This window comes from Pseudomonas sp. HY2-MNA-CIBAN-0224, assembly GCF_040310285.1.
In the GTDB taxonomy this organism is placed as follows: Bacteria; Pseudomonadota; Gammaproteobacteria; order Pseudomonadales; family Pseudomonadaceae; genus Aquipseudomonas; species Aquipseudomonas helleri.
This window is the reverse complement of the sequence record NZ_JBEOPQ010000006.1, coordinates 1-26,922: the sequence shown is the minus strand read 5'-3', so window position 1 is coordinate 26,922 and position 26,922 is coordinate 1. Positions and strand designations below refer to the sequence as shown.

31 protein-coding genes and 4 tRNA genes are annotated in these 26,922 nt (G+C 53.3%); all 35 read right to left on the bottom strand.

Going from position 1 to position 26,922, the window contains the following annotated elements; translation table 11 throughout:
* Window positions 1-2: 2 nt before the first annotated feature.
* Window positions 3-395 (bottom strand): 30S ribosomal protein S8, encoded by a 393-nt coding sequence (gene rpsH / locus AAEZ03_RS05455; protein WP_048373837.1) that lies wholly within the window; start codon window positions 393-395, stop codon window positions 3-5.
* 212 nt (window positions 396-607) lie between these two features.
* A complete protein-coding gene (gene rpsN, locus AAEZ03_RS05450; RefSeq protein WP_048373839.1) occupies window positions 608-913 on the bottom strand; it encodes a 30S ribosomal protein S14 in 306 nt (101 codons plus the stop codon).
* A gap of 13 nt (window positions 914-926) precedes the next feature.
* The gene (gene rplE, locus AAEZ03_RS05445; protein WP_003186044.1) at window positions 927-1,466 is read right to left on the bottom strand and encodes a 50S ribosomal protein L5; all 540 of its coding nucleotides are present in this window, start codon (window positions 1,464-1,466) and stop codon (window positions 927-929) included.
* A 22-nt stretch (window positions 1,467-1,488) separates the two neighbouring features.
* Window positions 1,489-1,803, bottom strand: coding sequence for a 50S ribosomal protein L24 (rplX, locus tag AAEZ03_RS05440; RefSeq protein WP_003444369.1), 315 nt, complete (start codon window positions 1,801-1,803; stop codon window positions 1,489-1,491).
* Window positions 1,804-1,814: 11 nt separating this feature from the next.
* On the bottom strand, window positions 1,815-2,183 hold the full coding sequence (gene rplN, locus AAEZ03_RS05435) for a 50S ribosomal protein L14 (protein WP_011063774.1): 369 nt from the start codon (window positions 2,181-2,183) through the stop codon (window positions 1,815-1,817).
* Between the two features lie 23 nt (window positions 2,184-2,206).
* Entirely contained in the window at window positions 2,207-2,473 is a 267-nt protein-coding gene (gene rpsQ, locus AAEZ03_RS05430) for a 30S ribosomal protein S17 (RefSeq protein ID WP_003176419.1), read from the bottom strand.
* Window positions 2,474-2,475: 2 nt separating this feature from the next.
* A complete protein-coding gene (gene rpmC / locus AAEZ03_RS05425) occupies window positions 2,476-2,667 on the bottom strand; it encodes a 50S ribosomal protein L29 (RefSeq protein WP_003444371.1) in 192 nt (63 codons plus the stop codon).
* Window positions 2,667-3,080: a 50S ribosomal protein L16 gene (gene rplP / locus AAEZ03_RS05420; RefSeq protein WP_019409905.1), complete on the bottom strand. Its 414-nt coding sequence runs from the start codon at window positions 3,078-3,080 to the stop codon at window positions 2,667-2,669. Before rplP ends, rpmC begins: the two co-directional genes overlap by 1 nt.
* 12 nt (window positions 3,081-3,092) lie before the next feature.
* Window positions 3,093-3,779: a 30S ribosomal protein S3 gene (gene rpsC / locus AAEZ03_RS05415; RefSeq protein WP_003176422.1), complete on the bottom strand. Its 687-nt coding sequence runs from the start codon at window positions 3,777-3,779 to the stop codon at window positions 3,093-3,095.
* Window positions 3,780-3,792: 13 nt separating this feature from the next.
* Entirely contained in the window at window positions 3,793-4,125 is a 333-nt protein-coding gene (gene rplV, locus AAEZ03_RS05410; RefSeq protein WP_003444373.1) for a 50S ribosomal protein L22, read from the bottom strand.
* A gap of 13 nt (window positions 4,126-4,138) precedes the next feature.
* Window positions 4,139-4,414, bottom strand: a complete 276-nt coding sequence (gene rpsS, locus AAEZ03_RS05405) for a 30S ribosomal protein S19 (RefSeq protein ID WP_003232420.1) — start codon at window positions 4,412-4,414, stop codon at window positions 4,139-4,141.
* A 16-nt stretch (window positions 4,415-4,430) separates the two neighbouring features.
* The gene (rplB, locus tag AAEZ03_RS05400; protein ID WP_048373844.1) at window positions 4,431-5,255 is read right to left on the bottom strand and encodes a 50S ribosomal protein L2; all 825 of its coding nucleotides are present in this window, start codon (window positions 5,253-5,255) and stop codon (window positions 4,431-4,433) included.
* A gap of 14 nt (window positions 5,256-5,269) precedes the next feature.
* The gene (gene rplW, locus AAEZ03_RS05395) at window positions 5,270-5,569 is read right to left on the bottom strand and encodes a 50S ribosomal protein L23 (RefSeq protein WP_003444375.1); all 300 of its coding nucleotides are present in this window, start codon (window positions 5,567-5,569) and stop codon (window positions 5,270-5,272) included.
* Entirely contained in the window at window positions 5,566-6,168 is a 603-nt protein-coding gene (rplD, locus tag AAEZ03_RS05390) for a 50S ribosomal protein L4 (RefSeq protein ID WP_048373846.1), read from the bottom strand. The genes rplW and rplD overlap by 4 nt, the downstream gene beginning before the upstream one ends.
* A 12-nt stretch (window positions 6,169-6,180) precedes the next feature.
* Window positions 6,181-6,816: a 50S ribosomal protein L3 gene (rplC, locus tag AAEZ03_RS05385; protein ID WP_019409902.1), complete on the bottom strand. Its 636-nt coding sequence runs from the start codon at window positions 6,814-6,816 to the stop codon at window positions 6,181-6,183.
* Window positions 6,817-6,897: 81 nt separating this feature from the next.
* A complete protein-coding gene (gene rpsJ / locus AAEZ03_RS05380; protein ID WP_003186070.1) occupies window positions 6,898-7,209 on the bottom strand; it encodes a 30S ribosomal protein S10 in 312 nt (103 codons plus the stop codon).
* Between the two features lie 143 nt (window positions 7,210-7,352).
* The gene (tuf, locus tag AAEZ03_RS05375; protein WP_123751628.1) at window positions 7,353-8,546 is read right to left on the bottom strand and encodes an elongation factor Tu; all 1,194 of its coding nucleotides are present in this window, start codon (window positions 8,544-8,546) and stop codon (window positions 7,353-7,355) included.
* Between the two features lie 35 nt (window positions 8,547-8,581).
* Window positions 8,582-10,684: an elongation factor G gene (gene fusA / locus AAEZ03_RS05370; RefSeq protein ID WP_123751627.1), complete on the bottom strand. Its 2,103-nt coding sequence runs from the start codon at window positions 10,682-10,684 to the stop codon at window positions 8,582-8,584.
* A gap of 30 nt (window positions 10,685-10,714) precedes the next feature.
* Window positions 10,715-11,185 (bottom strand): 30S ribosomal protein S7, encoded by a 471-nt coding sequence (gene rpsG / locus AAEZ03_RS05365; protein WP_019409900.1) that lies wholly within the window; start codon window positions 11,183-11,185, stop codon window positions 10,715-10,717.
* A 124-nt stretch (window positions 11,186-11,309) separates the two neighbouring features.
* A complete protein-coding gene (rpsL, locus tag AAEZ03_RS05360) occupies window positions 11,310-11,681 on the bottom strand; it encodes a 30S ribosomal protein S12 (RefSeq protein WP_002555494.1) in 372 nt (123 codons plus the stop codon).
* A gap of 214 nt (window positions 11,682-11,895) precedes the next feature.
* Window positions 11,896-16,095: a DNA-directed RNA polymerase subunit beta' gene (gene rpoC / locus AAEZ03_RS05355; protein ID WP_048373851.1), complete on the bottom strand. Its 4,200-nt coding sequence runs from the start codon at window positions 16,093-16,095 to the stop codon at window positions 11,896-11,898.
* 64 nt (window positions 16,096-16,159) lie between these two features.
* A complete protein-coding gene (gene rpoB, locus AAEZ03_RS05350; RefSeq protein ID WP_048373853.1) occupies window positions 16,160-20,233 on the bottom strand; it encodes a DNA-directed RNA polymerase subunit beta in 4,074 nt (1,357 codons plus the stop codon).
* Window positions 20,234-20,452: 219 nt separating this feature from the next.
* Window positions 20,453-20,818, bottom strand: coding sequence for a 50S ribosomal protein L7/L12 (rplL, locus tag AAEZ03_RS05345; RefSeq protein ID WP_153335218.1), 366 nt, complete (start codon window positions 20,816-20,818; stop codon window positions 20,453-20,455).
* Window positions 20,819-20,898: 80 nt separating this feature from the next.
* Window positions 20,899-21,399 carry a 50S ribosomal protein L10 gene (gene rplJ, locus AAEZ03_RS05340; RefSeq protein ID WP_003444392.1) on the bottom strand — a complete coding sequence of 167 codons (501 nt, stop codon included), beginning with the start codon at window positions 21,397-21,399 and terminating at the stop codon, window positions 20,899-20,901.
* A 195-nt stretch (window positions 21,400-21,594) separates the two neighbouring features.
* Window positions 21,595-22,290, bottom strand: coding sequence for a 50S ribosomal protein L1 (gene rplA, locus AAEZ03_RS05335; protein ID WP_048373858.1), 696 nt, complete (start codon window positions 22,288-22,290; stop codon window positions 21,595-21,597).
* The gene (gene rplK, locus AAEZ03_RS05330) at window positions 22,290-22,721 is read right to left on the bottom strand and encodes a 50S ribosomal protein L11 (protein ID WP_048362305.1); all 432 of its coding nucleotides are present in this window, start codon (window positions 22,719-22,721) and stop codon (window positions 22,290-22,292) included. The genes rplA and rplK overlap by 1 nt, the downstream gene beginning before the upstream one ends.
* Before the next feature lie 120 nt (window positions 22,722-22,841).
* Complete coding sequence (gene nusG / locus AAEZ03_RS05325) at window positions 22,842-23,375, bottom strand: transcription termination/antitermination protein NusG (protein ID WP_026014126.1); 534 nt, start codon at window positions 23,373-23,375, stop codon at window positions 22,842-22,844.
* 9 nt (window positions 23,376-23,384) lie between these two features.
* A complete protein-coding gene (gene secE, locus AAEZ03_RS05320) occupies window positions 23,385-23,753 on the bottom strand; it encodes a preprotein translocase subunit SecE (protein WP_016779165.1) in 369 nt (122 codons plus the stop codon).
* A gap of 45 nt (window positions 23,754-23,798) precedes the next feature.
* A tRNA-Trp gene (locus tag AAEZ03_RS05315) sits at window positions 23,799-23,874 on the bottom strand.
* A 241-nt stretch (window positions 23,875-24,115) separates the two neighbouring features.
* Window positions 24,116-24,191, bottom strand: a tRNA-Thr gene (locus AAEZ03_RS05310).
* A gap of 25 nt (window positions 24,192-24,216) precedes the next feature.
* Window positions 24,217-24,290: transfer RNA gene (locus tag AAEZ03_RS05305), tRNA-Gly, on the bottom strand.
* Between the two features lie 24 nt (window positions 24,291-24,314).
* Window positions 24,315-24,399 (bottom strand) — tRNA-Tyr (locus AAEZ03_RS05300).
* Between the two features lie 110 nt (window positions 24,400-24,509).
* Complete coding sequence (locus tag AAEZ03_RS05295; RefSeq protein WP_123751626.1) at window positions 24,510-24,989, bottom strand: hypothetical protein; 480 nt, start codon at window positions 24,987-24,989, stop codon at window positions 24,510-24,512.
* 7 nt (window positions 24,990-24,996) lie between these two features.
* A complete protein-coding gene (locus tag AAEZ03_RS05290; protein WP_350576709.1) occupies window positions 24,997-25,740 on the bottom strand; it encodes a pantothenate kinase in 744 nt (247 codons plus the stop codon).
* Complete coding sequence (birA, locus tag AAEZ03_RS05285; RefSeq protein ID WP_350576706.1) at window positions 25,730-26,677, bottom strand: bifunctional biotin--[acetyl-CoA-carboxylase] ligase/biotin operon repressor BirA; 948 nt, start codon at window positions 26,675-26,677, stop codon at window positions 25,730-25,732. The genes AAEZ03_RS05290 and birA overlap by 11 nt, the downstream gene beginning before the upstream one ends.
* Window positions 26,678-26,922: the final 245 nt, after the last annotated feature.

Sequence of the window (26,922 nt, the reverse complement as noted above, 5' to 3'; positions counted from 1 at the left end):
CCTTAGAACACTGTGCAAAGAACTTCGCCGCCGACACCGGCAGCGCGCGCAGCACGATCCGTCATCACACCTTTGTTGGTGGAGACGATGGACACACCGAGACCGCCACGAACTTTTGGCAGATCATCGGAGGACTTGTACTGACGCAGACCTGGACGGCTAACGCGCTTAACTTCTTCGATAACCGGACGGCCTTCGAAGTACTTCAGCTCGATAGACAGCAGTGGTTTGATTTCGCTGCTGATCTGAAAATCCGCGATGTAACCTTCGTCCTTCAGAACTTTGGCTACAGCTACCTTCAACGTGGAAGATGGCATGCTTACGACAGACTTTTCAGCCATCTGGGCATTACGGATTCGAGTTAGCATGTCCGCTAACGGGTCCTGCATACTCATGGGCTAGACGCTCCTGATACAAAAAGAATTAGCCTTGCGGCTACAACTGTCACCGAGTGACTCTGTGCTCAAAAAACACAGGCTCTGGCGAGCCGGTCATTCTAGACATACGCCAGAAATGAATCAAGCCCCAATAGGGGCTTGATTCATGTACAAGGTCACCGGCTGTCAGGATCTTGCGACCCCGACAGCGATAACTTTGTCGGTACGCCTTACCAGCTAGCTTTAACCAGACCTGGTACGTCACCGCGCATTGCTGCTTCACGCAATTTGTTACGGCCCAGGCCGAACTTGCGGTAAACACCGTGCGGACGACCAGTCAGGCGGCAGCGGTTACGCATGCGCGAAGCGCTTGCGTCACGTGGCTGCTTCTGCAGAGCGATTTGAGCTTCCCAACGTGCTTCTGGACTTGCGTTCAGATCAACGATGATAGCTTTCAGCTCAGCACGCTTCTTGGCGAACTTGGCAACCGTGAGCTGACGCTTCAGCTCGCGGTTTTTCATGCTCATCTTGGCCATGGTCCTACTCCAATCAGTTGCGGAACGGGAATTTGAAAGCACGCAGCAATGCGCGACCTTCGTCATCCGTCCGAGCAGTGGTGGTCAGGGTGATGTCCAGACCGCGAAGAGCATCGATTTTGTCGTAGTCAATTTCCGGGAAAATGATCTGCTCTTTAACGCCCATGCTGTAGTTGCCACGACCATCGAAGGACTTGGCATTCAGGCCGCGGAAGTCGCGAACCCGAGGCAGGGAGATCGACAGCAGACGATCCAGGAATTCGTACATACGCTCACGGCGCAGAGTTACTTTGACGCCGATCGGCCAACCTTCACGGACTTTAAAGCCAGCGATGGATTTGCGAGCGTAGGTCACAACAACTTTTTGACCGGTGATTTTTTCCAAATCAGCTACTGCGTGCTCGATGACTTTTTTGTCGCCGATCGCTTCGCCCAGGCCCATGTTCAGGGTGATTTTGGTAACGCGCGGAACTTCCATCACGTTCGAAAGCTTAAGTTCTTCCTTAAGTTTCGGAGCGATTTCCTTCCGGTAAATCTCTTTTAGTCGTGCCATGGTCTCATCTACCTAGCAGTGTTCAAGCATCAACCGCTTTTTGGGTCGACTTGAAGACACGAATTTTTTTGCCTTCTTCTACTTTGAAACCAACGCGGTCAGCCTTGTTGGTTTCGCCGTTGAAAATGGCCACGTTAGAAGCGTCCAGTGGAGCTTCTTTCTCGACGATACCGCCTTGCACGCCCGACATCGGGTTAGGCTTGGTATGACGCTTAACCAGGTTCAGACCACCAATAACCAGACGGTTGTTAGCGAGAACCTTAAGCACCTTACCGCGCTTACCTTTGTCTTTGCCGGCGATCACGATGATCTCGTCGTCACGACGAATCTTTTGCATGTCGGATCTCCTTACAGCACTTCTGGGGCGAGCGAGACGATCTTCATGAACTTCTCGTTGCGAAGTTCACGGGTCACTGGCCCAAAGATACGGGTGCCGATCGGCTCTTGCTTGTTGTTCAGAAGAACAGCAGCGTTGCCATCAAAGCGGATAATGGAGCCATCAGCACGACGTACGCCGTGACGAGTGCGGACTACTACTGCAGTCATCACTTGGCCTTTTTTCACTTTACCGCGAGGAATTGCTTCCTTGACGGTAACTTTGATGATGTCACCGATACCAGCGTAACGACGATGGGAGCCACCCAGCACCTTGATGCACATAACACGGCGTGCGCCGCTGTTATCGGCCACATCGAGCATGGATTGAGTCTGAATCATATAATTTCTCCGACCCCTAGTCCTTAGACTTCCACAGCGCGTTCGAGAACATCAACCAGAGCCCAAGACTTAGTCTTGGCCAGCGGACGAGTTTCACGAATAGTGACTTTGTCGCCGATGTGGCACTGATTGGTTTCGTCGTGCGCGTGCAGCTTAGTCGAACGCTTAACGTATTTACCGTAGATCGGGTGCTTAACGCGACGTTCGATCAGAACGGTGATGGTCTTGTCCATCTTGTCGCTGACAACACGGCCAGTCAGCGTACGGACAGTTTTTTCGGCTTCAGCCATGATTACTTACCTGCCTGCTGTTTGAGCACAGTCTTCACGCGAGCGATGTCACGCTTAACTTGCGAGAGCAGATGCGACTGCCCCAACTGGCCAGTTGCTTTCTGCATGCGCAGATTGAACTGGTCGCGCAGCAAGCCGAGCAGTTGCTCGTTCAGCTGCTGTGCGGATTTTTCACGAAGTTCATTCGCTTTCATCACATCACCGTCCGTTTAACAAAGGAGGTGGCGAGCGGCAGCTTTGCAGCAGCCAGGGCGAAAGCCTCACGCGCCAGCTCTTCAGAAACACCCTCGATTTCATACAGGACTTTGCCTGGCTGAATCTGGGCAACCCAGTATTCCACGTTACCCTTACCTTTACCCATCCGAACTTCGAGAGGCTTTTTGGAAATAGGCTTGTCCGGGAATACACGGATCCAGATCTTGCCGCCACGCTTAACGTGACGGGTCAGTGCACGACGCGCTGATTCGATCTGACGAGCGGTGAGACGACCACGAGCAACAGACTTCAGCGCATACTCGCCGAAGCTGACTTTGCTACCGCGCAGTGCCAAGCCACGGTTGTGGCCAGTCATTTGCTTGCGGAACTTCGTACGCTTAGGTTGTAACATTTTGCGTACCCCTTACTTAGCAGCTTTTTTACGAGGCGCTGGTGCTTGTGGCTTCAGCTCTTCTTGGCGACCACCGATTACTTCGCCTTTGAAGATCCAAACCTTTACACCGATCACACCGTAAGTGGTGTGAGCTTCGTAGTTGGCATAGTCGATGTCGGCACGCAGGGTGTGCAATGGCACACGACCTTCGCGATACCATTCAGTACGTGCGATTTCAGCACCGCCGAGACGACCGCTCACTTGGATTTTGATGCCTTTGGCACCAATGCGCATAGCGTTCTGTACAGCGCGTTTCATCGCGCGACGGAACATTACACGACGCTCCAGCTGCTGAGCTACGCTCTGCGCAACCAGCATACCGTCGAGCTCCGGCTTGCGGATCTCTTCGATATTGATGTGCACAGGCACACCCATTTGCTTGGTCAGGTCCTGACGCAGCTTCTCAACATCTTCACCTTTCTTCCCGATAACGATACCTGGACGAGCGGTGTGGATGGTGATGCGTGCAGTTTGGGCCGGACGATGGATATCGATACGGCTTACGGACGCGCTTTTTAGTTTGTCTTGGAGGTATTCACGCACCTTCAGATCAGCGAACAAGTAGTCCGCATAAGTCCGGCCGTCTGCGTACCAGACGGAGGTGTGCTCCTTGACGATTCCCAGGCGAATGCCAATGGGATGTACTTTCTGACCCATCTCTTCGACTCCGTTACTTGTCAGCAACCTTGACAGTGATATGGCAAGACCGCTTGACGATGCGATCAGCGCGGCCTTTGGCACGCGGCATGATGCGCTTCAGCGAACGCCCTTCGTTGACGAAAACGGTGGCGACTTTCAGGTCGTCAACGTCAGCGCCTTCGTTATGCTCGGCGTTGGCTACGGCCGACTCCAGCACTTTTTTGATGATCTCGGCGGCTTTCTTGTTGCTGAAAGCCAACAGGTTGAGCGCTTCGCCCACCTTCTTCCCGCGGATCTGGTCGGCGACCAAGCGGGCTTTCTGGGCGGAGATTCGAGCGCCCGACAACTTAGCGGCTACTTCCATCGTTCCTTACCCCTTAACGCTTGGCTTTCTTGTCTGCCACGTGCCCACGATAAGTGCGGGTACCGGCAAACTCGCCCAGTTTATGGCCAACCATGTCTTCGTTCACGAGAACTGGAACATGCAGACGACCGTTATGCACAGCGATGGTCAGACCGACCATTTGTGGCAGGATCATCGAACGACGCGACCAGGTTTTCACCGGCTTGCGATCGTTCTTTTCCGCCGCCACTTCGATCTTCTTCAGTAGGTGAAGATCAATAAAAGGACCTTTTTTCAGAGAACGTGGCACTGTCGTATCCCTCTATTTACTTGCGACGACGGACGATCATTTTGTCGGTACGCTTATTACCACGAGTCTTCGCGCCCTTAGTCGGGAAGCCCCATGGCGATACCGGATGACGACCACCAGAGGTACGACCTTCACCACCACCATGTGGGTGGTCAACCGGGTTCATGGCAACACCACGAACGGTTGGGCGAACGCCACGCCAGCGTTTGGCACCAGCTTTACCCAGCGAACGCAGGCTGTGCTCGGAGTTCGAGACTTCGCCCAGCGTTGCACGGCATTCAGCCAATACTTTACGCATTTCACCAGAACGCAGACGCAGGGTCACGTAGACACCTTCGCGAGCTACCAGCTGAGCCGAAGCACCAGCGGAACGAGCGATTTGCGCGCCTTTACCTGGCTTCAATTCGATGCCGTGTACGGTGCTACCTACTGGAATGCTGCGCAGTTGCAGCGAGTTACCTGGCTTGATCGGAGCCAAAGCACCCGAGATCAGCTGGTCACCAGCGCTCACGCCTTTAGGGGCGATGATGTAACGGCGTTCGCCGTCTGCGTACAGCATAAGAGCAATGTGAGCAGTACGGTTTGGATCGTATTCGATACGCTCAACAGTGGCTGGAATGCCATCTTTGTCGTTGCGACGGAAGTCGACCATACGGTAATGCTGCTTATGACCACCACCGATATGACGCGTGGTAATGCGGCCATTGTTGTTACGACCACCAGACTTCGATTTTTTCTCGAGCAGCGGTGCGTGAGGAGCGCCTTTATGCAGCTCCTTGTTGACCACCTTGACCACATGACGGCGGCCAGGGGAAGTCGGTTTGCATTTAACGATTGCCATGATGCACCCCTTCCTTACTCAGCACTGCTGCTGAAATCGAGATCTTGGCCTGGCTGAAGGGAGATTACTGCCTTCTTCCAGTCATTACGCTTGCCCACGCCGCGAGCGGTGCGCTTGCTCTTACCCAGAACATTCAGGGTAGTAACACGCTCAACTTTCACGCTGAACAGGCTTTCGACGGCCTTCTTGATTTCCAGCTTGGTTGCATCTGTAGCAACCTTGAAAACGAACTGGCCTTTCTTGTCTGCCAGAACCGTAGCCTTCTCGGAAACGTGCGGGCCAAGCAGAACTTTAAATACGCGTTCCTGGTTCATCCCAGCAGCTCCTCGAATTTCTTCACGGCCGACACGGTGATCAACACCTTGTCGTATGCGATCAGACTAACTGGATCGGAACCTTGCACGTCACGTACATCAACGTGTGGCAGGTTGCGAGCAGCCAGGTACAGGTTCTGATCAACAACTTCGGACACGATCAGGACATCAGTCAGACCCATGCCATTCAGTTTGTTCAGCAGATCTTTGGTTTTTGGCGCTTCAACAGCGAAGTCCTGAACCACGACCAGACGATCAGTACGCACGAGTTCAGCAAGGATGGAGCGCAGTGCTGCGCGGTACATCTTCTTGTTGAGCTTCTGAGAGTGATCCTGTGGACGAGCTGCGAAAGTGGTACCGCCGCCACGCCAGATTGGGCTACGGATAGTACCGGCACGAGCGCGGCCAGTACCTTTCTGACGCCAAGGGCGCTTACCGCCACCACGGACATCAGAACGGGTCTTTTGCTGCTTGCTACCTTGACGGCCGCCGGCCATGTAGGCCACGACTGCTTGGTGAACCAGCGTCTCGTTGAATTCGCCGCCGAAAGTCAGTTCGGAAACTTCGATCGCCTGAGCGTCATTTACGTTTAATTGCATGTCAGCTTCCCCTTAACCGCGAGCCTTGGCCGCTGGACGTACAACCAGGTTGCCGCCAGTAGCGCCAGGAACAGCACCCTTGACCAACAACAGATTGCGTTCAGCGTCGACGCGCACTACTTCGAGGGACTGCACGGTCACGCGCTCAGCGCCCATATGACCGGACATTTTTTTGCCCTTGAATACACGACCAGGAGTCTGGCACTGGCCAATAGAGCCCGGGACGCGGTGGGAAACGGAGTTACCGTGAGTGTTATCTTGGCCACGGAAATTCCAACGCTTGATCGTACCCTGGAAGCCTTTACCCTTGGATTGACCGGTTACATCAACCAGTTGACCAGCAGCGAAGATTTCAGCGTTGATCAGATCGCCAGCTTGGTACTCGCCTTCTTCAAGACGGAATTCCAGCACGGTACGACCAGCAGCAACGTTTGCCTTGGCGAAGTGACCCGCCTGAGCAGCGGTTACACGCGAAGCGCGACGCTCGCCGACAGTGACTTGCACTGCACGATAGCCATCGGTTTCTTCAGTTTTGAACTGGGTGACGCGATTCGGCTCGATCTCAATGACCGTGACCGGAATGGAGACACCTTCTTCGGTGAAAATACGGGTCATACCGCATTTACGACCGACTACACCAATAGTCATGTTGTAAACCTCATGAGTGTACGGGGCTTTCACCCGCTATGGCCGCCCATTTCAGAGCGTTACACGACTAAGACCCAAGTCTTAGCCGAGGCTGATCTGCACTTCCACACCGGCCGCAAGATCAAGCTTCATAAGTGCGTCAACGGTTTTATCCGTTGGCTGAACGATGTCCAGAACGCGCTTATGAGTACGGATCTCGTACTGGTCACGCGCGTCTTTGTTGACGTGCGGGGAGACCAGAACGGTGAACCGCTCTTTACGGGTAGGCAGTGGAATTGGACCACGCACTTGAGCACCAGTACGTTTCGCGGTTTCCACGATTTCCTGGGTTGATTGGTCGATCAGGCGATGGTCAAAAGCCTTCAACCTGATACGGATTTGCTGATTTTGCATTGGATTTCAGACTCCAGATTGCTGTTCCCACCGAGCGCAATACGCCCGTTTAAAGGAGGCGCAATTCTATAGACGACCCCACTAGGTGTCAACTCAATAAAAAAAGCCCCCGCTGAGCGGGGGCTTTTTCATGCAATCATCGATTACTCGATGATTTTGGCTACGACGCCAGCGCCGACGGTACGACCGCCTTCACGGATAGCGAAACGCAGGCCATCTTCCATTGCGATGGTTTTGATCAGGGTAACAGTCATTTGAATGTTGTCACCTGGCATTACCATTTCAACGCCTTCTGGCAGTTCGCAGTTACCAGTCACGTCAGTAGTACGGAAGTAGAACTGTGGACGGTAGCCTTTGAAGAACGGAGTATGACGGCCGCCTTCTTCTTTGCTCAGAACGTATACTTCTGCGGTGAACTTGGTGTGAGGCTTAACAGTGCCTGGCTTAACCAGAACCTGACCACGCTCAACGTCGTCACGCTTGGTACCACGCAGCAGAACGCCGCAGTTCTCGCCAGCACGACCTTCGTCGAGCAGTTTGCGGAACATTTCAACGCCGGTGCAAGTGGTAACAGTTGTGTCACGCAGACCAACGATTTCCAGTGGATCTTGAACGCGAACGATACCGCGCTCGATACGGCCAGTCACAACAGTACCGCGACCAGAGATCGAGAATACGTCTTCGATTGGCATCAGGAACGGCTTGTCGGTCAGACGAACTGGTTCTGGGATGTAGGTATCCAGAGTTTCAACCAGTTTACGAACGGCAGTGGTGCCCATTTCGTTGTCGTCCAGGCCTTCCAGAGCCATACGAGCAGAACCGATGATGATCGGAGTGTCGTCACCTGGGAAGTCGTAAGTGCTCAGCAGATCGCGCACTTCCATCTCAACCAGTTCCAGCAGCTCAGCGTCGTCTACCAGGTCAGCCTTGTTCAGGAAAACCACGATGTACGGAACGCCTACCTGACGGGACAGCAGGATGTGCTCACGAGTTTGTGGCATCGGACCATCAGCGGCCGAACAAACCAAGATCGCGCCGTCCATTTGGGCAGCACCAGTGATCATGTTCTTCACGTAGTCAGCGTGACCTGGGCAGTCAACGTGAGCGTAGTGACGAATAGTCGAGTTGTACTCAACGTGAGCAGTGTTGATGGTGATACCACGAGCTTTTTCTTCTGGCGCGCTGTCGATCTTGTCGAAGTCAACACGAGCAGAACCGAAAACTTCGGAGCAAACACGAGTCAGAGCTGCGGTCAGCGTGGTTTTACCATGGTCAACGTGACCGATAGTGCCAACGTTGACGTGCGGTAGGGAACGATCAAATTTTTCTTTAGCCACGACAATTAACTCCTTGCCTAAAGGACTGAACTAAATCAGCCTTGTTTTTTAGTAACAGCATCGACGATGTGCGACGGCGCTGTATCGTATTTTTTGAATTCCATAGAGTAGCTTGCGCGACCCTGAGACATGGAACGAACGTCGGTCGCATAACCGAACATCTCGCCCAACGGAACTTCAGCACGAATAACTTTGCCGGAGACCGTATCTTCCATACCCTGGATCATGCCGCGACGACGGTTCAAGTCGCCCATCACGTCACCCATATAGTCTTCAGGTGTAACAACCTCTACCGCCATGATCGGCTCAAGCAACTCACCACCGCCCTTCTGGGCCAGTTGCTTGGTAGCCATGGAAGCAGCCACCTTAAACGCCATCTCGTTGGAGTCGACGTCGTGGTAAGAACCATCAAACACGGTAGCCTTCAGGCCGATCAGCGGATAGCCGGCAACAACACCGTTCTTCATCTGCTCTTCGATACCCTTCTGGATAGCCGGGATGTATTCCTTAGGAACCACACCACCTACCACTTCGTTCACGAACTGCAGACCTTCCTGACCTTCGTCAGCAGGTGCAAAACGGATCCAGCAGTGACCGAACTGACCACGACCGCCGGACTGACGAACGAACTTGCCTTCGATTTCACAGTTCTTCGTGATGCGCTCACGATAAGAAACCTGAGGCTTACCGATGTTGGCTTCAACGTTGAACTCACGCTTCATCCGGTCAACCAGGATGTCGAGGTGCAATTCGCCCATGCCGGAGATGATCGTCTGACCAGTCTCTTCATCAGTTTTAACGCGGAAAGACGGGTCTTCCTGAGCAAGTTTGCCCAGTGCAATACCCATTTTTTCCTGGTCATCCTTGGTTTTTGGCTCAACAGCAACCGAAATAACCGGCTCCGGGAAGTCCATGCGAACCAGGATGATTGGCTTGTCAGCGTTGCACAAGGTTTCACCAGTGGTGACGTCCTTCATGCCGATCAAGGCCGCGATGTCACCAGCGCGTACTTCCTTGATCTCTTCGCGGGCGTTAGCGTGCATTTGCACCATACGACCCACGCGCTCTTTCTTGCCTTTAACCGAGTTGATTACGCCGTCACCGGAGTTCAACACGCCCGAGTAAACGCGGACGAAGGTCAAAGTACCCACGAATGGGTCAGTCGCGATCTTGAACGCCAGAGCCGAGAACGGCTCGTTATCGTCTGCATGACGCTCCAGCTCGATAGTCTCGTCATCAGGGTCAGTACCCTTGATGGCAGGAATATCTACCGGTGCCGGCAGGTAGTCGATCACGGCGTCGAGAACCAGGGGAACACCCTTGTTCTTGAAGGAAGAACCGCAAACAGCCAAAACGATCTCGCCGGCGATAGTACGCTGACGCAGAGCCGCTTTGATTTCCGGGATGGTGAGTTCTTCACCTTCCAGATACTTGTTCATCAGCTCTTCGCTGGCTTCAGCCGCAGCCTCAACCATGTTGCTGCGCCACTCTTCAGCCAACTCTTGCAGTTCTGCAGGAATAGCTTCACGACGCGCAGTCATACCCTTGTCAGCATCGCTCCAGTAAACCGCTTCCATGGACATCAGATCGATCTGACCCTGGAAGTTATCTTCGGAACCGATAGCCAACTGGATTGGCACCGGAGTGTGACCCAGACGAGTTTTGATCTGACCGATCACGCGCAGGAAGTTAGCACCAGCACGGTCCATCTTGTTTACGTAAACAAGACGTGGAACACCGTACTTGTTGGCTTGACGCCATACGGTTTCGGACTGAGGCTCAACACCCGAGGTGCCGCAGAACACAACAACCGCGCCATCGAGTACACGCAGGGAACGCTCAACTTCAATAGTGAAGTCTACGTGGCCCGGGGTATCGATTACGTTGAAGCGGTAGTTATCGTACTGCTTGTTAGAACCCTGCCAAAAGGTAGTGATCGCAGCAGAAGTAATGGTAATACCACGCTCCTGCTCCTGCACCATCCAGTCTGTGGTCGCGGCGCCATCATGCACCTCGCCCATCTTGTGACTTTTGCCAGTGTAAAAAAGTACCCGCTCAGTAGTCGTGGTTTTACCCGCGTCCACGTGTGCACAGATACCAATGTTACGGTAGCGGTTAATCGGTGTAGTACGAGCCATAAAGCCCTCGCAAAGTGAATAGCGCTGAAATTAGAAGCGGTAGTGCGAGAAAGCTTTGTTAGCTTCAGCCATACGGTGCACGTCTTCACGCTTCTTAACTGCTGCGCCCTTGCCTTCAGCAGCGTCCAGCAGTTCGCCAGCCAAGCGCAAAGCCATAGACTTTTCGCCACGCTTACGTGCGAAGTCTACCAACCAGCGCATTGCCAAAGCGTTACGACGGGAAGGACGAACTTCGACCGGAACCTGGTAAGTAGCACCGCCTACACGGCGCGACTTCACTTCGACCAGCGGAGCGATGGCGTCGAGTGCTTTCTCGAAGAGTTCCAGGGGATCGCCGTTCTTACGTTCTTTAACCTTTTCCAGCGCGCCATAAACGATACGCTCGGCAACGGCTTTTTTACCGCTTTCCATCACGTGGTTCATGAACTTGGCCAGGATTTGGCTTCCGTATTTTGGATCGTCAAGCACTTCGCGCTTGGCTGCTACGCGTCTTCTTGGCATGGATAAGCCCTCAAACGGTCTTCAGGTTAGCTCGGGACCATTACACCCTGTGGATGCACGCCCGACCTTACTCTTATCGACTCAGAAAAAAAGAAATCTGCATTTATTTACCAGCGACCGAAGACTACTTCGGCTTTTTGGTACCGTACTTCGAACGACCTTGGTTACGACCTTTAACACCGGAAGTATCCAAAGAGCCGCGAACGGTGTGGTAACGAACACCTGGCAAGTCTTTTACACGACCGCCACGGATCAGTACCACGCTGTGTTCTTGCAGGTTGTGACCTTCACCACCGATGTACGAGGAAACCTCGAAACCGTTGGTCAGGCGCACACGGCATACTTTACGCAGTGCCGAGTTAGGTTTTTTCGGCGTAGTTGTATACACACGGGTGCATACGCCACGACGTTGCGGGCAGTTTTGCAGCGCAGGTACGTCGGATTTCTCGACGATACGCTTACGCGGCTGACGTACCAGCTGGTTGATAGTTGCCATCTACTAGCTCCACTGTTGTCTTGCGACGCTATTGTCTTGCAAGAAAAGCAAAATGACAGGAACGAATCCCCGCCAAATTTAGGGGTACAAGAGTCTAAAGAGGATCCTGCCCCCAGTCAAGGCAAAGCCCCGACCCCTCCCCCATCAAAGCTCGACTAATTGTCGTGATTCGATGAACGGAAAGACCGGGGCCTACCCTTATTTATCGCAGAACTCAGTTACCGCTGGAGTTCAGCGCTTCGGTCAGTGCAGCTTCCACTTCACTGGCGCTTACGCGCAATGGTTTGTCTGCATCACGGCGACGCTTACGCTCGCTGTGATAGGCCAAACCAGTACCTGCCGGGATCAAACGACCCACGACAACGTTTTCTTTCAGGCCGCGCAGGTAGTCGCGCTTGCCGGTTACCGCTGCTTCGGTCAGTACGCGGGTTGTCTCTTGGAAAGAGGCCGCGGAGATGAACGATTCAGTCGACAACGACGCTTTGGTGATACCCAACAGAACGCGAGTGAACTTGGACACAAATTTGTCTTCATTACCCAGGCGCTCGTTCTCGACCAGTACCTGCGTCAGCTCCATCTGGTCGCCCTTGATGAAGGAGGAATCACCAGACTCGGAAATTTCAACTTTACGCAGCATCTGACGCAGGATGGTCTCGATGTGCTTATCGTTGATCTTCACGCCTTGCAGACGGTAAACGTCTTGAATCTCGTTAACGATGTACTTGGCCAGCGCACTCACACCCAGCAAACGCAGGATATCGTGTGGATCGCTTGGACCGTCGGAGATAACTTCGCCGCGGTTCACTTGCTCGCCTTCGAAGACGTTCAGGTGACGCCACTTTGGAATCAGCTCTTCGTACGGATCGGTACCGTCGTTCGGGGTAATAACCAGACGGCGCTTGCCTTTGGTCTCTTTACCGAACGCGATGGTGCCGCTGACTTCAGCCAAAATAGAGGCTTCTTTCGGACGACGCGCTTCGAACAAGTCAGCAACGCGTGGCAGACCACCGGTGATGTCTCGAGTTTTCGAAGTCTCTTGCGGAATACGAGCGATAACGTCACCGATCGCGATTTCCGCACCATCCGCTACACCGACCAATGCGTTGGCTGGCAGGAAGTACTGAGCCGGTACGTCGGTACCTGGCAACAACAGATCCTTACCATCAACACCTACCATCTTAACGGCCGGGCGAATTTCTTTGCCGGCAGCTGGACGGTCTTTGGCGTCAAGCACTTCAATGTTGGTCATACCGGTCAATTCGTCAGTTTGACGCTTGATCGTGATGCCTTCTTCCATGCCCACGTAGGTCACGGTACCTTTCATTTCGGTAACGATTGGGTGAGTGTGCGGATCCCACTTGGCTACGATCGAGCCAGCGTCAACCTTGTCACCTTCTTTAACCGAAATTACGGCACCGTACGGCAGCTTGTAACGCTCACGCTCACGACCGAAGTCATCAGCGATTGCCAGCTCACCCGAACGCGATACGGCTACCAGGCAACCATCTACACGCTCAACGTGCTTCAGGTTGTGAAGACGGACAGTACCGCCATTCTTAACCTGAACGCTGTCAGCAGCAGAGGTCCGGCTTGCCGCACCACCGATGTGGAACGTACGCATTGTCAGCTGCGTACCTGGCTCACCGATCGACTGAGCAGCGATTACGCCGACAGCTTCACCGATGTTCACCTGGTGACCACGAGCCAGATCGCGACCGTAGCACTTGGCGCAGATACCGAAACGGGTTTCGCAGCTGATTGGCGAACGTACGATAACTTCGTCAATGCTGTTCAGCTCGATGAACTCAACCCACTTCTCATCAACCAGGGTGCCAGCAGGAACGATAACTTCATCAGTACCTGGCTTGAATACGTCACGGGCGATTACTCGACCCAGTACACGTTCACCCAACGGCTCTACAACGTCGCCGCCTTCAATGTGCGGAGTCATCAGCAGACCGTGTTCGGTACCGCAGTCGACTTCAGTCACTACCAGATCTTGCGCTACGTCTACCAGACGACGCGTCAAGTAACCGGAGTTAGCCGTTTTCAAGGCCGTATCCGCAAGACCCTTACGAGCACCGTGAGTGGAGATGAAGTACTGAAGTACGCTCAAACCTTCACGGAAGTTCGCAGTAATCGGCGTTTCGATGATGGAACCGTCCGGCTTGGCCATCAGACCACGCATACCGGCCAGCTGACGGATCTGCGCAGCAGAACCCCGTGCGCCGGAGTCGGCCATCATGTACATGGAGTTGAACGACTCTTGCTCAACTTCATCACCGTGACGGTCGATAACCTTCTCTTTCGAGAGGTTCGACATCATCGCCTTGGAAACTTCATCGTTAGCTTTCGACCAAAGGTCGATTACTTTGTTGTACTTCTCGCCCTGTGTTACCAGGCCCGAGGCGTACTGACTTTCGATTTCTTTCACTTCGTCGGTAGCAGCACCGATGATGCGCGCTTTTTCATCCGGGATAACGAAGTCGTTAACACCGATCGAAACGCCGGAAATAGTCGAGTAAGCGAAACCGGTATACATCAACTGGTCAGCGAAGATCACAGTCTCTTTCAAACCAACCACGCGGTAGCACTGGTTGATCAGCTTGGAGATTGCCTTTTTCTTCATTGGCAAGTTGACGACATCGTACGACAGGCCTTTTGGAACAACCTGGAACAACAGCGCACGACCGACAGTGGTGTCGACGATACGGGTGTTGGTCACGCTGCCGCCATCACGGTCGTTGACGGTTTCGGTGATCCGCACTTTAACCTTGGCGTGCAGTGCGGCTTCGCCGGCACGGAACACACGGTCAACTTCTTGCAGATCCGCGAATACACGACCTTCGCCTTTGGCGTTGATCGCTTCACGAGTCATGTAGTACAGACCCAATACAACGTCCTGCGATGGAACGATGATTGGCTCACCGTTCGCTGGCGACAGAATGTTGTTGGTCGACATCATCAACGCACGGGCTTCCAACTGGGCTTCCAGTGTCAGCGGTACGTGTACAGCCATCTGGTCGCCGTCGAAGTCGGCGTTGTACGCAGCACAGACCAGAGGGTGCAGCTGGATAGCTTTACCTTCGATCAGTACCGGTTCAAATGCCTGAATACCCAGACGGTGAAGCGTTGGTGCACGGTTGAGGAGCACCGGGTGTTCGCGAATCACTTCAGCGAGAACGTCCCAAACCTCTGGCAGCTCACGCTCAACCATTTTCTTGGCAGCTTTAATGGTGGTAGCAAGACCACGCATTTCCAGCTTGCCGAAGATGAACGGCTTGAACAGTTCAAGTGCCATTTTCTTAGGCAGACCGCACTGGTGCAGACGCAGCGTCGGACCTACGGTAATTACCGAACGACCCGAGTAGTCAACACGCTTACCGAGCAAGTTCTGACGGAAACGACCTTGCTTACCCTTGATCATGTCAGCCAAGGATTTCAGAGGACGCTTGTTCGAACCCGTGATGGCGCGACCACGACGACCGTTGTCCAGCAAGGCGTCGACAGCTTCTTGCAACATACGCTTTTCGTTACGCACGATGATGTCCGGAGCGGACAGATCAAGCAGGCGCTTCAAGCGGTTGTTACGGTTGATCACTCGACGATACAGATCGTTGAGGTCGGAAGTCGCGAAACGACCACCATCCAACGGAACCAAAGGACGCAGATCTGGCGGCAGAACCGGCAGAACGGTCAGAACCATCCACTCTGGAAGGTTGCCGGAGCCCAGGAAGGCTTCCATCAACTTCAAGCGCTTGGACAGCTTCTTGATTTTGGTTTCGGAGTTGGTTTGCGGAATTTCTTCACGCAGACGGCCAATCTCGTGTTCCAGATCGATAGCGTGCAGCAGCTCACGCACAGCCTCGGCACCCATACGGGCATCGAAGTCGTCACCGAACTCTTCCAGCGCTTCGAAATACTGCTCGTCGTTCAGCAACTGACCTTTTTCAAGGGTGGTCATGCCTGGATCGATAACAACATAGCTCTCGAAGTAGAGAACGCGTTCGATATCACGCAGGGTCATGTCCATCAGCAAGCCGATACGGGACGGCAGCGATTTCAGGAACCAGATGTGTGCAACTGGCGAAGCCAGTTCAATGTGAGCCATGCGCTCACGACGGACCTTGGCCAGTGCAACTTCAACGCCGCACTTCTCACAGATCACACCGCGATGCTTCAAGCGCTTGTACTTACCGCACAGGCACTCGTAATCCTTTACCGGGCCAAAAATTTTGGCGCAGAACAGACCGTCACGCTCAGGTTTGAACGTACGGTAGTTGATGGTTTCCGGCTTTTTAACTTCACCGAACGACCACGAACGGATCATCTCAGGCGATGCCAATCCAATACGGATGGCGTCGAACTCTTCGACTTGACCCTGGTTTTTCAGCAAATTCAGTAGGTCTTTCAAGGCCTTTCCTCCTGGCGGAGCAGAGAGCGGGCAGTGCAGCCCCGCTCTCGATTCGCGTCACGTGTTATTCGGTTTCCAGATCGATATCGATGCCGAGGGAACGAATTTCTTTGATCAACACGTTGAAGGACTCGGGCATGCCCGGCTCCATACGGTGATCGCCGTCCACGATGTTTTTGTACATCTTGGTACGACCGTTCACATCGTCCGACTTCACTGTGAGCATTTCTTGCAGAGTGTATGCCGCGCCGTAAGCTTCCAGCGCCCAGACCTCCATCTCCCCGAAACGCTGACCACCGAACTGCGCCTTACCACCCAACGGCTGTTGGGTAACCAGGCTGTAAGAACCAGTAGAACGAGCGTGCATCTTGTCGTCTACCAAGTGGTTCAGCTTCAGCATGTACATGTAGCCAACGGTAACCGGACGCTCAAACTTGTTGCCGGTACGGCCATCAGTCAGCACCATCTGGCCGCTGTCTGGCAGGTCTGCCAAACGAAGCATTGCCTTGATTTCGCTTTCTTTGGCACCGTCGAACACCGGGGTAGCCATCGGCACACCGCCACGAAGGTTCTTCGCCAGATCAAGGATTTCTTGATCAGAGAAGTCATCCAGGCTTTCTTGACGACCGCCAATTTCGTTGTAGATCTCATGCAGGAACTTACGCAGGTCAGCAACCTTGCGCTGTTCTTCAATCATGAGGTTGATCTTCTCGCCCAAACCTTTGGCTGCTAGGCCCAAATGGGTTTCGAGAATCTGACCAACGTTCATACGCGAAGGTACGCCCAACGGGTTGAGAACAACATCAACCGGGGTGCCATTGGCATCGTACGGCATGTCTTCAACCGGCATGATCACGGAGACCACACCTTTGTTACCGTGACGACCAGCCATCTTGTCACCCGGCTGGATGCGACGACGGATTGCCAGGTAAACCTTGACGATTTTCAGCACGCCTGGAGCCAGGTCATCGCCCTGCTGCAGTTTGCGCTTCTTGTCTTCGAACTTGTCGTCCAGCAGACGACGGCGATCGATGATGTAAGCCTGAGCTTTCTCAAGTTGCTCGTTCAGAGCATCTTCAGCCATGCGCAGTTTGAACCACTGCCCGTGCTCAAGACCGTCCAGCACTTCATTGGTGATTTCCTGGCCTTTCTTCAGACCTGCACCACCCTCGGCAATTTGACCGACCAGGGCAGAGCGCAGACGTTCGAAAGTAGCGCCTTCAACAATGCGGAACTCTTCGTTCAGATCCTTGCGGATTTCGTCCAGCTGAGTCTTCTCGATCGACAAGGCACGAGCATCACGCTCTACGCCATCACGAGTGAAGACTTGTACGTCAATGACAGTACCTTTGGTACCGGTTGGTACGCGCAGGGAGGTGTCTTTAACGTCGCTGGCTTTTTCACCGAAGATTGCACGCAGCAGTTTTTCTTCCGGGGTCAGTTGGGTCTCGCCTTTCGGAGTGACCTTACCTACCAGGATGTCGCCCGGGCCAACTTCGGCGCCGACGTAAACGATACCGGCTTCGTCCAGCTTGTTCAGTGCAGCCTCACCCACGTTCGGGATGTCTGCAGTGATTTCCTCAGGGCCAAGCTTGGTGTCACGGGCCACACAGGTCAGTTCCTGAATGTGGATCGTGGTGAAACGGTCTTCTTGAACAACACGTTCCGACAGGCAGATGGAGTCTTCGAAGTTGAAGCCGTTCCATGCCATGAAGGCGATACGCATGTTCTGACCCAGAGCCAGTTCACCCATATCGGTGGACGGACCATCGGCCATGATGTCGCTGCGCTGAACCCGATCACCTTTACGCACCAGCGGACGCTGGTTGATGCAGGTGTTCTGGTTGGAGCGGGTGTATTTGGTCAGGTTGTAGATATCAACACCAGCTTCGCCGGTCTCAACTTCATCATCAGCAACACGAACCACGATACGGCTTGCATCAACGGAATCAATAACGCCGCCACGACGTGCCACGACGCAAACGCCGGAGTCACGAGCTACGTTACGCTCCATGCCAGTACCTACCAGCGGCTTGTCAGCGCGCAGTGTTGGTACAGCTTGACGCTGCATGTTCGAACCCATCAACGCACGGTTGGCGTCGTCGTGCTCGAGGAACGGAATCAGCGACGCAGCAACCGAAACTACTTGCTTCGGCGAAACGTCCATCAAGGTGACGTCTTCCGGCGCCTTAACGGTGAATTCGTTCAAGTGACGAACAGCTACCAGTTCATCAACCAGGACTTTCTGGTCGTTCATGGTGGCCGAAGCCTGAGCAATAACGTGATCCGCTTCTTCAATAGCAGAAAGGAACACGATCTCGTCGGTAACCAGCGCGTCTTTCACTACACGGTACGGGCTCTCGAGGAAGCCGTACTGGTTGGTGCGCGCATAGGCAGCCAAGGAGTTGATCAGACCAATGTTCGGACCTTCTGGCGTTTCAATCGGGCATACACGACCGTAGTGAGTCGGGTGTACGTCACGCACTTCAAAGCCGGCACGCTCACGTGTCAGACCGCCCGGGCCCAGTGCAGAAACACGGCGCTTGTGGGTGATCTCGGACAGCGGGTTGTTCTGGTCCATGAACTGGGACAACTGGCTGGAACCGAAGAACTCTTTCACTGCCGCAGCCACTGGCTTGGCGTTGATCAAGTCTTGCGGCATCAGGCCTTCGCTTTCAGCCATCGACAGACGCTCTTTGACCGCACGCTCAACACGTACCAGGCCAACGCGGAACTGGTTTTCAGCCATTTCGCCTACGCAGCGAACACGACGGTTACCCAGGTGGTCGATGTCATCGACGATGCCTTTGCCGTTACGGATGTCGACCAGAGTCTTCAGTACCGCGACGATGTCTTCTTTGCACAACACGCCCGAACCTTCGATTTCGGTACGACCGATACGACGGTTGAACTTCATCCGGCCGACCGCAGACAGGTCATAGCGCTCAGGGCTGAAGAACAGGTTGTTGAACAGAGTCTCGGCAGCATCCTTGGTTGGAGGCTCGCCAGGACGCATCATGCGATAGATCTCAACCAGCGCTTCCAGTTGGTTGCTGGTGGAGTCAATTTTCAGCGTGTCCGAAATGAACGGACCGCAGTCGATATCGTTGGTGTACAACGTTTCGATGCGTACGACTTGGCTCTTGGCAACTTTTGCCAGGATTTCAGTGGTCAGCTCGGTGTTGCACTCAGCAATGATTTCGCCAGTCGCCGGGTGCACGATAGCTTTGGCCGTCGTGCGACCCAGGACATAGTCCAGAGGCATAACGAGCTCTTTGATACCGGCTTTTTCCAGCTGGTTGATATGGCGAGCAGTGATACGACGACCCTGCTCAACAATCACCTTGCCTTTGTCATCGGTAATGTCGATGGCAGCGATTTCACCGCGCAGGCGCTGAGGTACCAGTTCCAGGCTGATGCTTTCGCCTTGAACGTGGAAAACGTTAGTGGTGTAGAACGCTTCCAGTACTTGCTCAGTGCTATAGCCGAGCGCGCGCAGCAATACGGACGCAGGCAGCTTGCGACGACGGTCAATACGTACGAACACGCAGTCTTTAGGGTCGAACTCAAAGTCCAACCACGAACCACGGTAAGGAATGATACGCGCGGAATACAGCAGCTTACCGGAGCTGTGCGTCTTACCGCGGTCGTGGTCAAAGAACACGCCCGGGGAACGGTGCAGCTGGGAAACAATTACACGCTCGGTACCGTTGATTACGAAGGTACCGTTTTCAGTCATCAGGGGGATTTCACCCATGTAGACTTCTTGCTCTTTGATGTCCTTGATCGCTTTATTCGACGATTCTTTGTCGAAAATGATCAAACGAACCTTCACCCGCAAAGGTACGGCGTAAGTCACACCGCGCAACACGCATTCTTTGACATCAAATGCCGGTTCGCCCAGGCGATAACCGACATACTCCAGCGCAGCATTGCCGGAGTAGCTGATGATCGGGAAAACGGATTTGAAGGCCGCATGCAGGCCCACGTCGCGGAACTGATCTTTAGTCGCTCCCGCCTGCAAGAATTCACGATACGAATCCAGCTGGATTGCCAAGAGATACGGCACATCCATGACGTCCGGCAACTTGCTAAAGTCCTTGCGGATACGTTTTTTCTCAGTATATGAGTAAGCCATCAGCGTTCCCCAGCTTGGTCACCTGCTTGTTTGGCCTCTCCCGACGGGAGCAGCCAGAAAATCGTGCAAACCCCTTGGTTTGCTCCACCGCACAGGGTGGTTACAGCTCGTTTATGGCGCCAACCCAGTCGGCTGCCAAGAACGGAAAAAGGCCGGTGGCATGAGCCACCAGCCATCAGCCTCAGCTTAACGCTTGGGCTGGAGACGCAAAGTCGATGCTTACTTCAGCTCGACTTTAGCGCCTGCTTCTTCCAGAGCAGCTTTGGCTTTGTCAGCTGCGTCTTTAGCAACAGCTTCCAGAACCATTGCTGGAGCGCCGTCAACTACTGCCTTGGCTTCTTTCAAGCCCAGACCAGTCAGCTCACGAACAGCCTTGATCACGTTAACTTTCTTCTCGCCAGCTTCAACCAGCATGACATTGAATTCAGTTTGCTCTTCAACGACAGCAGCAGCAACAGCAGGACCAGCAGAAGCAGCAGCAGCCGAAACGCCGAACTTCTCTTCCATTGCTTTGATCAGCTCAACGATTTCCAGAACGGATTTCTCGCCGATTGCTTCGATGATTTGCTCGTTAGTCAGAGACATGACTATAAATTCCTGTATTGGGGTGACAGCCTATGCGGCCATCGAAATAAACAATAAACGCTGAAAGGAGTTGCTCAGCCTTAAGCTGCAGCTGCTTCTTTCTGGTCGCGAAGTGCCGCCAGAGTACGAGCCAATTTGCTGGTAGCGCCTTGAATCACGCTCATCAGCTGAGAAATTGCTTCGTCACGGGTCGGCAGACTTGCCAGTACGTCGATCTGATTAGCTGCGAGGAACTTGCCCTCGAACGCAGCTGCCTTGATCTCGAACTTATCCTGACCTTTAGCGAACTCTTTGAACAAACGGGCAGCAGCGCCTGGATGCTCGTTGGAGAATGCGATCAAGGTCGGGCCAGTGAACACGTCGTTGAGAACACTGTATTCAGTGTCAGCAACAGCGCGCTTGAGCAGGGTGTTACGTACAACACGTACGTAAACGCCAGCTTCACGAGCCTCTTTACGGAGTCCGGTCATAGCGCCTACTGTCACACCGCGGGCATCAGCCACAACAGCAGACAGGGCAACTTTGGCAGCCTCGTTGACTTCAGCGACGATGGCCTTCTTGTCTTCGAGTTTAATTGCCACGGGTTTAACTCCTGCTTGTTACCGTTTCATCTGACCTGAGTCGGATGTCGTTTTGGTGTCTGATTCGGTAAGGAACCGGGAGCACCATCTGCGTAGGCTTGAGGTTTAAGACTTGCGCCGCCTACGGTCTTGGATAGCCCCCGCCAGGCAGGGACCCCAATCTTTCATTGGCGCAGCACACTGCGCCAATTTGTCTTACGCGTTCAACGAACCTTGGTCGATGACCAGGCCTGGGCCCATAGTGGTGCTCAGAGTAACGCGCTTAACATAAATACCTTTCGAGGAAGCTGGCTTGATACGCTTCAAATCAGCGATCAGGGCTTCAACGTTTTCCTTCAGTTGAACAGCGTCGAAACCGACCTTGCCAACGGAAGTGTGGATGATACCGTTTTTGTCGGTGCGATAACGAACCTGACCAGCTTTTGCGTTCTTAACCGCAGTTGCTACGTCTGGAGTTACAGTACCAACCTTAGGGTTAGGCATCAGACCACGCGGGCCGAGGATCTGACCCAACTGACCTACAACACGCATTGCGTCCGGGGATGCAATAACTACGTCGTAGTTCAGGTCGCCGCCTTTCATTTCGGCAGCCAGGTCATCCATACCAACGCGATCAGCGCCAGCAGCCAAAGCAGCTTCAGCAGCTGGCCCCTGGGTGAACACAGCTACACGTACAGTCTTGCCAGTGCCGTGTGGCAGCACAGTTGCGCTACGAACAACCTGGTCAGATTTACGTGGGTCTACGCCCAGGTTAACAGCGATGTCGAAAGACTCGCTGAACTTAACAGTCGACAGCTCAGCCAGCAAAGCAGCAGCGTCTACAAAGTTGTAAGACTTGCCAGCTTCAATTTTACCGGCGATTGCCTTTTGACGCTTAGTCAGCTTAGCCATTACACACCCTCCACGTTAAGACCCATGCTACGAGCAGAACCGGCGATGGTACGCACGGCTGCATCCAAATCAGCTGCAGTCAGATCCGCGTTTTTGGTTTTCGCGATTTCTTCCAGCTGAGCACGGGTAACGGTGCCAACCTTAACGGTGTTAGGGCGAGCCGAACCGCTAGTCAGACCAGCAGCCTTCTTCAGCAGAACCGAAGCAGGGGTCGACTTGGTTTCGAATGTGAAGCTACGGTCGCTGTATACAGTGATGATCACTGGAGTCGGCAGGCCTGGCTCAATACCCTGAGTACGGGCGTTGAAAGCTTTGCAGAATTCCATGATGTTCACACCGTGCTGACCCAAAGCTGGACCAACAGGTGGGCTTGGGTTGGCCTGAGCGGCCTTCACTTGCAGCTTGATGTAAGCGGTAATCTTCTTGGCCATGAGGCACTCCAATTACGGGTTCAGACGCCTAACTTAAAAGGCTCCCCGGTTACTTGCGTGTTTATCCCAGTGACGACAAAACCCCACGACCGAAGCCGTGGGGTTGGGATGCGTGTTCAGCTAGACCTTTTCGACCTGGCTAAACTCTAGCTCCACCGGAGTGGAACGTCCGAAAATGAGTACAGCCACCTGGATGCGACTCTTTTCGTAGTTAACTTCTTCGACCGTGCCGTTAAAGTCGGCAAACGGACCGTCGGTGACGCGAACAACTTCGCCCGGCTCGAACAGTGTCTTCGGCTTGGGCTTGTCGCTGCCATCAGCAACGCGACGCAGAATTGCTTCTGCCTCTTTGTCTGTAATCGGTGCAGGCTTATCAGCAGTGCCACCGATGAATCCCATGACACGAGGGGTATCCTTGACCAAGTGCCAAGTACCTTCACTCATATCCATCTGGACTAGCACATAACCAGGGAAGAACTTGCGTTCGCTTTTGCGTTTCTGGCCATTACGCATTTCAACCACTTCTTCAGTGGGAACCAGAATTTCGCCGAAGCCATCTTCCATGCCTGCCAGCTTAATACGCTCAATCAAAGAGCGCATAACATGCTTTTCGTAACCCGAATAAGCATGCACTACGTACCAACGCTTAGCCACGGGACACCCTTAGCCAACAATCAAGGAAACAAGCCAGCCGAGCAGGGAATCCAAACCCCACAACAGCAACGCCATAACAAGAACAACAGCCACTACGATCAACGTAGTCTGCGTAGTTTCTTGGCGAGTCGGCCATACGACTTTACGAATCTCAGTACGAGCTTCCTTTACCAAGACAGCAAACGACTTGCCTTTTGCGGTTTGCAAACCTACGTAGGCAGCAACAGCAGCAATCACAAGAAGTGCAATGACGCGATACAGGATCGGCGAACCAGAATAATACTGATTCCCAACAACGCCAACTACCACAAGCGCAACCACTACTAGCCACTTGAGGAGATCGAAGCGAGAGCCTTGAACTTCAGCCTTGGGAGTCATCAAAGAGGATCCTGTGAAAAGAAAGCCAGACGCATTGAGCGAATCTGGCAGGTCAGGAGGGAATCGAACCCCCAACCTACGGTTTTGGAGACCGTCGCTCTGCCAATTGAGCTACTGACCTAAAACATTATCGAGCCGCCGATTATGCAGACCCGAGAGAGACTTTTCAACAACCTTTGCAATTACTTTATCGCCAAGCCCAAAACCTAACGACACGCCAGCAGCAGAATGCAGGCCACCAACGACAGTAATCGCCAACCAGAGTAGCAACACCTTACAACAGCGCCACCAGCAAACACTCCGGACAAGCTTTTCAGCCCGTTAAAACAAAGGCAGATATTTTCATATCTGCCTTGTTTATATGGAGCTCTTGAGCGGATTTGAACCGCTGACCTCACCCTTACCAAGGGTGTGCTCTACCAACTGAGCTACAAGAGCAAAACACCATTGAAACCAGCGCGAATGGAGCGGGTGGCGGGAATCGAACCCGCATCATCAGCTTGGAAGGCTGAGGTTCTACCACTAAACTACACCCGCAAATCATGCTGATTTGCGCAAATATGGTGGAGGGGGAAGGATTCGAACCTTCGAAGTCGTAGACGTCAGATTTACAGTCTGATCCCTTTGGCCGCTCGGGAACCCCTCCTGAGCTGAGCAGGATTATACAGCATCCCAACTCTTTGTCAACCGCTTTTCTCAATTAAATCATTAAGTTAGCTTGATGACTCACTTCACATTTAAAACCGTTTCCGGTGTTCACTGTGGAGCGGGCGCCATTCTATGCAAACTATCGGACACCTGCAACCCCCGGCACTGCTTTTTTTCGTATTTCAACTCATTGAATTCATTGAGAAGACTTTGTAGAACCTTTTCAACAGCCTGCACATTGTCCGATGGAGAAAGGACCAGGACAAAATCACCTGCGCCCGCACCTTCCAGGCTGTCCAAACCACTCTTTATGCCTGCATCTGACAAACTTTCTTTAATCTTGGTCTCAGCGTCAGAACGGATCAACCCGCTCAGGTAGAAGCAGACATCCTTATCACTGCTCGCGCCTTCTCCAGATTGTAAAGGGACAAGCCCCGTTCGCGTTTCACTCAGCAGCTGTATTTCCTGCTTGCTTCCTTTGTACAACGATAGAGATACAACCTCCTTCGCTTTAAGAGGAGCCTCTTGCTGATGCCATATAAAGTAGAAAATATTCAATACAACCAGCAGCAGCAACAACCAGCGCATAAAAACCTCAATAAACAGGACAAGCTGCAGCCAAGCCTATGAACACAAGATCTTTCACCAAGCGACCCTCAGGCACAGTACATGCCACGAGATTTGCATCACCGCCCGTGAGAAACACCTCGAAATCACCCCCCCAGTAATCACGTGCCAATTGCAGCTGACTCAGGACGAATCCTCGCAACATCATTAGACAGCCGCGCTCCACAGCTTCAACAGTCGTCCGCCCTGGGCTATTTCGCAACAACGCCTGCTCAGCGGAAAGATTGTCATATCTGATTCGCCGGGTATGCGTGCGCAACTCGTTACGCATTAACGGCAATCCAGGGCATATAAACCCACCTAAATGCTTACCGTCTTTAGCCACAAAATCGGCCGTTACGGCTGTACCCAGATCCAGTACAAGGCAGGCGCGCCTAGAGAGCTCATATGCGCCAACCAAGGCTAGCCAGCGGTCCAAGCCTAGACGCTCGAAATCCTCATAACCGTTCGTTACCCCCGCCATCACTCTTGCCGGGCTAGCACATATTACTTCTACCGAGAATGTGGACGATAAGAGAGATGCCAGACTCGCAGTTTCGTCGTCACTGCGCACACTCACCAAACGGCAACGCGTGATGCGCAGCAATGGAGTTGCCAAGAGCGCGGCTATGAGACCAGCATCGGAATCTACAACTCCACCTTCAACCACAGCATCGCCATCAAGTACTCGCCACTTGATAAAACTGTTACCGCAATCCATTTCAAGAATCATGGCGCAACCTCAAGCTCAGCTCGCCACCACTAAAGGCTTTTTCCTGCCCTGCGACGTTAAGACGCAATGCGCCCTGCTGATCAACGCCGGCTACCACGCCATCAACAGTATGCGTACCCGCAATCAACGTAACCTCACGCCCTTGCCACAAATGGTTAGATTCCCACTCTGCCTGAATAGCAGCGAATCCTTCATCCTCGTGGCGAATCAGATACCCCTGTAACTTGCGCCCCAAGGCGACAATCAGCTCGTTCCGATTGATCGCCTGACCCGCCTCCAGACGAACGGATGTCCACGATTGATCAACATCGTTGGCGACCATCATATTAACGTTAATACCGATACCTATAACGACATGGCAAACATCAGCAGGATCACCCACCAGCTCGAGCAGAATACCTGCGATTTTTTTATTGCCCACCAGCACATCGTTTGGCCACTTCAAGCCCGCATCGCAGCGACTAAACTCGCGTAGCGAACTCAAAACCGCTAGACCCACAATCAAGCTCAGCCCTTCGAGCTGACGCATGCCACCATCAATTCGAAGTACCAGGCTGTAGTAAATATTTTCGGCAAAAGGGCTGATCCACTTTCGCCCTCTTCTACCGCGGCCGGCACTCTGCTGCTCAGCCAGGACCACAAAAGGCGCTGGCACCCCGCCTGCAATTTGGCGCAAGGCTTCAGCGTTCGTTGAATCTAAGGATTCATGAATAAAAGCAGGGTAGGGACTTTCAGCGAGCTGCTCGTGCTCGAGAAGCTCAAGTGGCACGGCCAATTGATAGCCACGACCACGAACTTTATGGATAGACAGGTTTAGATCCGCTTCCAGACGCTGCAGCTGCTTCCAGACCGCACTACGGCTAATGCCGAGCGCAGCACCCAACGCTTGCCCAGAATGAAAACGACCATCTTTAAGAAGCTTCAACAACGTCAGCATGCAAGTTACGCCTCACAATCAGGCACGCATAATAACGACGAGCCACGCTATTGCATAGAAACCCTGTAAGACAAGTACTGTACAACACTGGCAAGGAACGCAGCGTTTTACGCACAGCATGCTTTGCCACATTGGCAGAGCTTTTTCGAGCACAAAAACAAAATCCCTGTCTGCGTGAGCAGACAGGGATTTTGGAATTTAATCTTGACGATGACCTACTCTCACATGGGGAAACCCCACACTAC

Bases quoted from the DNA above. Each gene is read 5' to 3' on its own strand.
- rplL (WP_153335218.1), bottom strand. From the start codon at position 20,818: ATGTCTCTGACTAACGAGCAAATCATCGAAGCAATCGGCGAGAAATCC.
- secE (WP_016779165.1), bottom strand. From the start codon at position 23,753: ATGACTCCCAAGGCTGAAGTTCAAGGCTCTCGCTTCGATCTCCTCAAG.
- rplP (WP_019409905.1), bottom strand. From the start codon at position 3,080: ATGTTACAACCTAAGCGTACGAAGTTCCGCAAGCAAATGACTGGCCAC.
- rpmC (WP_003444371.1), bottom strand. From the start codon at position 2,667: ATGAAAGCGAATGAACTTCGTGAAAAATCCGCACAGCAGCTGAACGAG.
- AAEZ03_RS05295 (WP_123751626.1), bottom strand. From the start codon at position 24,989: ATGCGCTGGTTGTTGCTGCTGCTGGTTGTATTGAATATTTTCTACTTT.
- rplX (WP_003444369.1), bottom strand. From the start codon at position 1,803: ATGCAAAAGATTCGTCGTGACGACGAGATCATCGTGATCGCCGGCAAA.
- birA (WP_350576706.1), bottom strand. From the start codon at position 26,677: ATGCTGACGTTGTTGAAGCTTCTTAAAGATGGTCGTTTTCATTCTGGG.
- fusA (WP_123751627.1), bottom strand. From the start codon at position 10,684: ATGGCTCGTACTACACCGATTAACCGCTACCGTAACATTGGTATCTGT.
- rplV (WP_003444373.1), bottom strand. From the start codon at position 4,125: ATGGAAGTAGCCGCTAAGTTGTCGGGCGCTCGAATCTCCGCCCAGAAA.
- rpsH (WP_048373837.1), bottom strand. From the start codon at position 395: ATGAGTATGCAGGACCCGTTAGCGGACATGCTAACTCGAATCCGTAAT.
- rpsC (WP_003176422.1), bottom strand. From the start codon at position 3,779: ATGGGTCAGAAAGTACATCCCATTGGCATTCGCCTGGGAATCGTCAAG.
- rplC (WP_019409902.1), bottom strand. From the start codon at position 6,816: ATGACTATTGGTGTAGTCGGTCGTAAATGCGGTATGACCCGTATTTTC.
- AAEZ03_RS05290 (WP_350576709.1), bottom strand. From the start codon at position 25,740: ATGATTCTTGAAATGGATTGCGGTAACAGTTTTATCAAGTGGCGAGTA.
- rplB (WP_048373844.1), bottom strand. From the start codon at position 5,255: ATGGCAATCGTTAAATGCAAACCGACTTCCCCTGGCCGCCGTCATGTG.
- rplK (WP_048362305.1), bottom strand. From the start codon at position 22,721: ATGGCCAAGAAGATTACCGCTTACATCAAGCTGCAAGTGAAGGCCGCT.
- rpsJ (WP_003186070.1), bottom strand. From the start codon at position 7,209: ATGCAAAATCAGCAAATCCGTATCAGGTTGAAGGCTTTTGACCATCGC.
- rplA (WP_048373858.1), bottom strand. From the start codon at position 22,290: ATGGCTAAGCTGACTAAGCGTCAAAAGGCAATCGCCGGTAAAATTGAA.
- rpsG (WP_019409900.1), bottom strand. From the start codon at position 11,185: ATGCCAAGAAGACGCGTAGCAGCCAAGCGCGAAGTGCTTGACGATCCA.
- rpoB (WP_048373853.1), bottom strand. From the start codon at position 20,233: ATGGCTTACTCATATACTGAGAAAAAACGTATCCGCAAGGACTTTAGC.
- rplW (WP_003444375.1), bottom strand. From the start codon at position 5,569: ATGAACCAGGAACGCGTATTTAAAGTTCTGCTTGGCCCGCACGTTTCC.
- rpsL (WP_002555494.1), bottom strand. From the start codon at position 11,681: ATGGCAACTATCAACCAGCTGGTACGTCAGCCGCGTAAGCGTATCGTC.
- rpsQ (WP_003176419.1), bottom strand. From the start codon at position 2,473: ATGGCTGAAGCCGAAAAAACTGTCCGTACGCTGACTGGCCGTGTTGTC.
- rplN (WP_011063774.1), bottom strand. From the start codon at position 2,183: ATGATTCAGACTCAATCCATGCTCGATGTGGCCGATAACAGCGGCGCA.
- rpsN (WP_048373839.1), bottom strand. From the start codon at position 913: ATGGCCAAGATGAGCATGAAAAACCGCGAGCTGAAGCGTCAGCTCACG.
- rplD (WP_048373846.1), bottom strand. From the start codon at position 6,168: ATGCAATTAAACGTAAATGACGCTCAGGCGATCGAAGTTTCCGAACTG.
- rplE (WP_003186044.1), bottom strand. From the start codon at position 1,466: ATGGCACGACTAAAAGAGATTTACCGGAAGGAAATCGCTCCGAAACTT.